Origin of the sequence: Dietzia sp. DQ11-38-2, from assembly GCF_014145055.1 — a bacterium.
In the GTDB taxonomy this organism is placed as follows: domain Bacteria; phylum Actinomycetota; class Actinomycetes; order Mycobacteriales; family Mycobacteriaceae; genus Dietzia.
In genome coordinates this window covers 1-6,416 of record NZ_JAALDW010000231.1, presented here as the reverse complement: position 1 = coordinate 6,416, position 6,416 = coordinate 1, and the positions used below count along the sequence as shown (strand labels likewise).

The window sequence follows — 6,416 nt, the reverse complement described above, 5'->3', positions numbered from 1 at the left end:
CCCGCCCCGAGCACGACCGCCCGGCGCCCGTCGAGACGACGCGACGGCGACCCGGTCGCCGCGGGAGCGGTCCCGGCGGTGTCCACCTCGGCGAGGATCTCCGCGGCGCGGTCGAGCGCCACCGACACCACCGAGGACCCGGCCGAGTCGATTCCCGTCTCGGTGTGGACTCGTTTGCCCACGTGGAGGGCCTGCTGAGCGAGTCGGTGCAAGGTCGTGCCCGCCGCGCCGATATCGGACGCGGACTGGTAGGCGGTACGGATCTGCCCGATGATCTGCTGCTCGCCCACCACCATCGAGTCCAGGCCCGACGCCACCGAGAACAGATGCTCGGCCGCCGACTCCGAGTAGCGGACGTAGAGGTGGCGGCTGAGTTCCTCGGCCGAGAGGCCCGAGTGCCGCGACAGCAGATCCACCACGTCGTCGAGCGCCGGGTGGAACGCCTCCACCGCCGCGTAGACCTCGACGCGGTTACACGTGGTGACGATCATCGCCTCGTCGACGTGGCGGCCACTGATCAGGCTCTCGGTGAGGGCGTCGCGGTCGGCTTCCGCGACCGCGACCGACTCCAACAGGGTGACCGGGGCGCTGTGATGGGACAGACCCACCAGGAGAATGCTCACGACCGACCCCCGGACGCGAGTGCCGTTGGCACCCATGCCAGAATGGACACCGTCGCGTCAACTCGGGGCACATCGACTCGGGACACCGTCAACCGCGGGACGACACTGAACGCACAGCCGGAACAGTGGTCCACAGTCGGTCGTCTCCTGTCGGTCTGCACGGCTGTACGCAGGACGATTCCCCATGGGAACCCCTGCCGGGACGGCCGTGGCCTGGGCCTGCGTTCGACCCGCAACGGACTCCACCGTAACCCGCTTGGCACCCCGGGACAAAACCGTCGCCGGGGCGGATGCTATGCCCGGGTGACGCCGTGCGGCCACCATGAGCGACGCGGCCCCTCGGCCGCTCTGGCCCATGTCGCGGCACGCGCGGCCACCCCACCGCCGGGGACGCGGAGGCGACGTACGGTCAAGCGGTGCCGCCTCGCCGCAGGTCCCCCGCGACCCCGTCCTCCACCACCGCGTCCCCGTCGAGACGTGGGTCCGGGCGGGCGTCCCGCGCCAGGTACGCGAAGCGACGGCAGCGACGCCTCTCGCGCGTCGACAACGACCTCACCGCGTCGCAGTGGGCCGACCTCCTCCACGCGTGGGCCGGATGCGCCTACTGCCGTTCGCCGGGCCCGGCCCTTCAGCGCGACTGCGTCATGCCCGTGTCGCGAGGCGGTCGCTACACGCTGGAGAACGTGGTCCCCGCGTGCGCCTCCTGCAACGCGAGCAAGCACAACAGCGAGGTCACCGGGTGGCTGCGGCGCAAGAAACTCGACGAGCGCACGTTCCTGGTCCGGCACGCGACGATCCTGCGGGCCCTGCGAGCCGACGAGTAGCGCGAGCCCGGTGGGCGAGGGTTCAGTCCCAGCCACCAAACGGCTCGGGGCCGGCGAGGTCGGCGCTCAGCTCGTCGTCGTCGACCTCCCAACACGAGTGCTCCGCACCGTCCACCAGGACCACGGGCAGGCGGTCCCCGTACTCCACCGCGAGCTCGGGATCGGCGGCACGGTCCACGTCCACCACCTCGAGCCGGGCGCGCGCGCGGGCGCACAGCGGCAGCAGCTGGCCGTGGACGCGGACGCAGCTTCCGCAGCCCTCGCGGGTAAGCAGGGTCACCGTGTGCACCATGCACTGATAGTGCCCGACCCCCTCCGGGCTCCCCTAGGATGGGGTCCCACCCCCACTAGGAGGTCCACCCGGTGAACGACCACACCGACGCCGCCGATGACTCAGACCCGGCCTCGAATCCGGACCCGGCGTCGGATTCAGACCCCATCGTGGAGTCGGACCCGGACCCGGACGCAGGTGGCACCCGTCTCCGGCTTCCCGGGCGGGCGGACGTCACCAGTGCCATCGGCCGACTGATCTGGCGCCGTCGCAACCACCGTGACCAGCGCGTCGCCGGCGAGGCCTCGGCCAGGAACGCGGTCAAGCTCGAACCCGGGGCCGAGCCGGGCCCACCGCTCGCCGACGCCACCGCCGAGGATCTCGACGACCACGCCGCGACGCAGTTCGTCCCCGACCCGCAGGCGGCGGCGTTCTTCGACGTGGACAACACCCTCATCCAGGGCGCCTCGATCATCCTGCTCGCCCGCGGGTTGGCCAAGCACAAGTTCTTCACCGCGCAGGACGTGGCGTCGATGGCGTGGTCGCAGGTCAAGTTCCGGGTCTCCGGGAAGGAGAACGCCGAGGATGTGGCGGCGGGCCGCGAGAAGGCCCTGAACTTCGTCAAGGGTCACACCGTCGCAGAGCTGACCGCGCTGAGCGAGGAGGTCGTGGACACCTCGATGCTCGACCGCGTCTGGCCCGGCACCCGCTCGCTGGTCCAGATGCACCTCGACGCCGGTCAGCAGGTCTGGTTGGTCACCGCGACGCCGGTCATGCTCGCGCGGGTGATCGCGTCGCGGCTCGGACTCTCGGGTGCGCTGGGCACGGTGGCCGAGGAGGAGGACGGCGTGTACACGGGCCGGTTGGTGGGCGACATCCTGCACGGGCCCGGCAAGGCGCACGCCATCTCCACCCTCGCCGAGGCCGAGGGCTTCGACCTGTCCAAGTGCTACGCGTACTCGGACAGCTTCAACGACATGCCCATGCTCACGATGGTCGGCCACCCGGTGGCCATCAACCCTGACGGGCGGCTCCGCAAGTACGCCTCGGAGAACGGCTGGGACATCAAGGATTTCCGCACCGTGCGCAAGGCCGCCAAGAAGGCGGTCCCGGGTGTGCTCGCGGTGGGCGGGCTGGCCGGCGCGCGGGCGGCCGTCAAATCCTCGTACGGCGTGCGCACCATCGACCAGCTCCGACGGATCTTCTGACCCGACCGCCCCCGAACCGCCACCAGACCCGAACCGCCAGCAGACCCCCGCCGGCGAGCGCGGCCGCGCGGCTCAGCCGAAGAAGACGCTCCCGCGACGTGCGAGGTTGCGGAACAGGGTGTTCTGGATGGTCTCGCGGACCTGGTCGGTGATCTCGAAGACGATCATCGGGTCGTCGCCGGCGTCCGGCCCGAGGTGGGAGGTCTCGATGGGTTCGCCGAACTCGATGGTCCACTTGGTGGGCAGCGGGATCCCACCGAGGGGGCCGAGCAGGGGGAACGTCGGTGTGATGGGCAGGTACGGGACCCCCAGCAGGCGCGCCAGCGGGGAGAACTCGCCGATCTTGGGGTATATCTCCTCCGACCCGACGACCGAGCACGGGATGATCGGCGCGCCGGCGTCCAATGCGGTGGAGACGAACCCCCCGCGGCCGAAGCGCTGCAGCCGGTACCGGTCCGAGAACGGCTTGCCCAGTCCCTTGTAGCCCTCGGGCCACACGGCGACCACGTGTCCGCTCTCGAGCAGACGCTCGGCGTCGGCGGCGCAGGCCAGGGTCGCCCCGGCCCGCCTCGCCAGTGGCGCGGACACGGGAAGCGTCATCGCCAGGTCGGCGGCCAGTAGCCGCAGGGCGCGTCCCGCGTGGTCGTGGACGGCGACGGTGGTCATCATGGCGTCGAGCGGGAGGACGCCGGCGTGGTTGGAGACGATCAGCCCGGCGCCCTCCGCCGGGACGTTCTCGGCGCCGATCACCTCGACCCGGAACCAGTGTTCGAACAGCGGACGCCACATCGGCAGCCACACGTTCTCGTGGAAGTGCTCGTCGAAACCGAACTCGTCGACCTCGTAGCCGCCGGTGAGCCGCGTGGCGATCAGCTCGCCGATCCCGTTGATCGTGTCGACCAACCCCGACAGCGCGCTGACGTCGCCGGTCGCCAGCATCACGTCGACACCCCGCGCGGCCTCGCGGACGGGTCCCATGACCTCGGCGTCGACGGGCAGTGCCTCGATGACCTGGCCGAGGGAGTCCCGCACCGCGGTGAGGAACCGGTCGACGATCCGGCCGATCTCGGTGGCGGCGGCATCACCGGGGGTGGTCTCACCGAGGAAACCTTCACCCACGATGCGGGAACTCCGTGAATCGCGGCGACCCTCCCCCCAGCGGGGCCCACCGAGTGGCTGGCTCAGGTCGAATTCAGGGCCCCTCACAGCGCCTCCTCCTGGATAGCGTCGGCCTCGTGCGCATCGGCCTCGTGCGGGTCGGGCAGCGCCCCGAGTGCCTCGAGCTCGCACAGGGTGGTGTCGACCCCCGAACGGAGCCGGTCGGCCACCGGGGCCGGGAGCAGGGCGGCGACCTTGGCGGTCTGGCGCTCGAGCGAGGCGCGGGTGATCAGTGGCTCCGTCCCGGAGTCCACGAGGTAGGAGTGCAGCGCCTCCTCGGTGGAGTACCTGGGTGTGAAGCCGAACTCCCGGCGCATGCGTGTGGTGTCCACGGCGCGCCCGAAGCGCAGGTACCGCAGCTGGGAGGAACCGATGTCGCGCAGGCCCTGACTGGACAACAGACGCACGGCGAGCTTGAACGTCTGCGGCGGCACCGGCAGCGGGACGTGCCCGGCCCGCCGGATCGCCTGGCTCAGCGTGAGGACCCCGTCTCCGGCGATGTTGAACGTCCCCGGCGCGGCACCCTGGGTGGCGTGCAGGAGCGCGTCGAGTGCGTCCTGCGGGTGCAGCAGCTGGATGCGCGGGTCGTACCCCGCCAAGACGGGGGCGATCGACGGCGCGAGCAGTTCCCCGAACACCGTGGGCTCGGGAAGGCCGAGGATCGCCGGAATCCGCAGGATGGTCACGTCGATGTCCGGCCGCTTACGGGACATGCCCCGGACGTACCCCTCGACCGCCAGGTGGTCCAGGGGGATGCCTCCGCTGGGTTGGCGGCGAGCCGCCATGTCCTCGGTGAACATGGCCGGGTCCACACCCGAGGAGCCGTAGACGGTGGTCGAGGAGATCAGCACGAACCGCTTGACGCTGGCGGCCCGGCCGCAGGCCGCGATCACGTGCATCGAGCCCATGATGTTGGCCTCCTTGACGGCGGCGCGGCCGCCCGGGGCGAAATCGGTGTGGTGAAGCCCGGCGTGGACCACGGTGTCGATGCCGGCGTCCCGCAGGATGCTCTGCAGACGCGGCGACTGGGGGTCGAGCCGGACGAACTCGGCGTCCCGCATCCGGCGGCGGTGCTGCGGCGACGGTTTGACCGAGTCGATCGCCAGCACGCGCTCGACGGTCTCGGTCCGGAGCAGCATCCCCACGAGGTGGGCACCGAGGTACCTGCTCCCGCCCACGACGGCAACCGCCCGGGCGGGCCGACGGGTTGGCGCTTCGGGGTTCACCCAGACCACTGTAGCGGGGGACCCCCGCGTTCCGTTGCCCGGTCCGCGCCCCCGCCCAGCGCTCGCGACGCACCCCGCGCACGGCGCGCCACGCACCCCGCGCACGGTGGCACGCCCACCTCCGGGCGCCTCACCCGACCGGGCCCCGGACACACCGATGCCCGCCACCATCCTGGGTGACGGGCATCTGCTGCAGGTGTGAGTCCGGGCGCTACCGAGGCGCCGCCGGACTCACTTACCGAGCTTGCGACGCTGCACGCGCGTCCGGCGGAGCATCTTGCGGTGCTTCTTCTTGGACATACGCTTGCGGCGCTTCTTGATCACAGAACCCATAACGGGGGTCACCTACCTGTCGACTACTGGTCTGGGGCCTTGCAGCGGGCTTACTGCGTTCCGGCGTCTAAGCGGGCTCGGAAGCCGGTACGGAACCCGTCCAGACTACCCGTAGGCGGGGCCGCGGCGAAAACGGACCCGACGCCAGATCCACCAGCGGGACGCGGGCGTCTCACCCGGCGGAGAAGTACGAGGTGTCCAGGTACTCGTGGACCGCCTTGGAATGCACGCGGAACGACCGCCCCACCCGCACCGCGGGCAACTCCCCTGAGTGGACGAGCCGGTAGACCGTCATCTTGGACACGCGCATCAGCGCTGCCACCTCGGCAACGGTGAGGAACTGGGAACCCCCCGCCGCCTGTGCGCCGCCTTCGGTCTTGTCGGTAGTCGCCATCTCTCAACCCTTCATGGCACGCGTCGTGCCGCAGGCTTCCCCTCCTGCGGTACTGACACGCACGTGCTGAGCATGAGCCTAGCGTGAAGGGTGTGATCAATGCGACGGGAGTGGGCAAATATCTTTGGCGACACGCCGTCCGACCGCAGCCTCACCCGCTCTGAGCAGGGCTTGTGTTAAACGCGGCGTCCCGCCGAGGTGGCTGACATCTCACCTGGCGGGACGGGAGTGGCGGGCGCGTCGGCGGCTCAGTCGTCCCGCTCGTCGTCGTCGGCCTTCTGCGCGGCCAGGGCGAGGTCTCTCGACTTGGTCGCCGACGCCTCCACCGCGTCCGCCACGGCCGACCTCACGCCGCCGGCCTCGAGCCGCCGGATCGCCG

General features: G+C 70.9%; 8 protein-coding genes. 2 read left to right on the top strand and 6 right to left on the bottom strand.

Annotation, left to right across the window (positions count from 1 at the left end; all coding sequences use genetic code 11):
- Window positions 1–623 (bottom strand): glutamyl-tRNA reductase (gene hemA, locus G6026_RS08655; RefSeq protein WP_182612925.1); only part of this gene is annotated, 623 nt, incomplete at its 3' end.
- Window positions 624–1,039: 416 nt separating this feature from the next.
- Between hemA and G6026_RS08650 the strand changes: the two genes are divergently transcribed.
- Window positions 1,040–1,447, top strand: coding sequence for an HNH endonuclease signature motif containing protein (locus G6026_RS08650; protein WP_107757335.1), 408 nt, complete (start codon window positions 1,040–1,042; stop codon window positions 1,445–1,447).
- 22 nt (window positions 1,448–1,469) lie between these two features.
- Here G6026_RS08650 and G6026_RS08645 read toward each other — a convergent pair whose 3' ends face one another.
- On the bottom strand, window positions 1,470–1,739 hold the full coding sequence (locus tag G6026_RS08645) for a glutaredoxin family protein (RefSeq protein WP_182612924.1): 270 nt from the start codon (window positions 1,737–1,739) through the stop codon (window positions 1,470–1,472).
- A 71-nt stretch (window positions 1,740–1,810) separates the two neighbouring features.
- Here G6026_RS08645 and G6026_RS08640 point away from each other — a divergent pair, with 71 nt between their 5' ends.
- Window positions 1,811–2,926, top strand: a complete 1,116-nt coding sequence (locus G6026_RS08640; protein ID WP_182612923.1) for an HAD-IB family hydrolase — start codon at window positions 1,811–1,813, stop codon at window positions 2,924–2,926.
- 72 nt (window positions 2,927–2,998) lie between these two features.
- Here the strand turns inward: G6026_RS08640 and G6026_RS08635 are convergent, their stop codons facing one another.
- The 4 genes from G6026_RS08635 to G6026_RS08620 all read right to left on the bottom strand — a co-directional run bounded on the left by G6026_RS08635 (window position 2,999) and on the right by G6026_RS08620 (window position 6,037).
- Complete coding sequence (locus G6026_RS08635; protein ID WP_182612922.1) at window positions 2,999–4,132, bottom strand: lysophospholipid acyltransferase family protein; 1,134 nt, start codon at window positions 4,130–4,132, stop codon at window positions 2,999–3,001.
- Window positions 4,129–5,310 carry an NAD-dependent epimerase/dehydratase family protein gene (locus G6026_RS08630; RefSeq protein WP_309230205.1) on the bottom strand — a complete coding sequence of 394 codons (1,182 nt, stop codon included), beginning with the start codon at window positions 5,308–5,310 and terminating at the stop codon, window positions 4,129–4,131. Before G6026_RS08630 ends, G6026_RS08635 begins: the two co-directional genes overlap by 4 nt.
- A 231-nt stretch (window positions 5,311–5,541) precedes the next feature.
- Window positions 5,542–5,643 (bottom strand): AURKAIP1/COX24 domain-containing protein, encoded by a 102-nt coding sequence (locus G6026_RS08625; protein ID WP_003855542.1) that lies wholly within the window; start codon window positions 5,641–5,643, stop codon window positions 5,542–5,544.
- Between the two features lie 172 nt (window positions 5,644–5,815).
- Window positions 5,816–6,037: a helix-turn-helix domain-containing protein gene (locus G6026_RS08620; RefSeq protein WP_017837771.1), complete on the bottom strand. Its 222-nt coding sequence runs from the start codon at window positions 6,035–6,037 to the stop codon at window positions 5,816–5,818.
- Window positions 6,038–6,416: the final 379 nt, after the last annotated feature.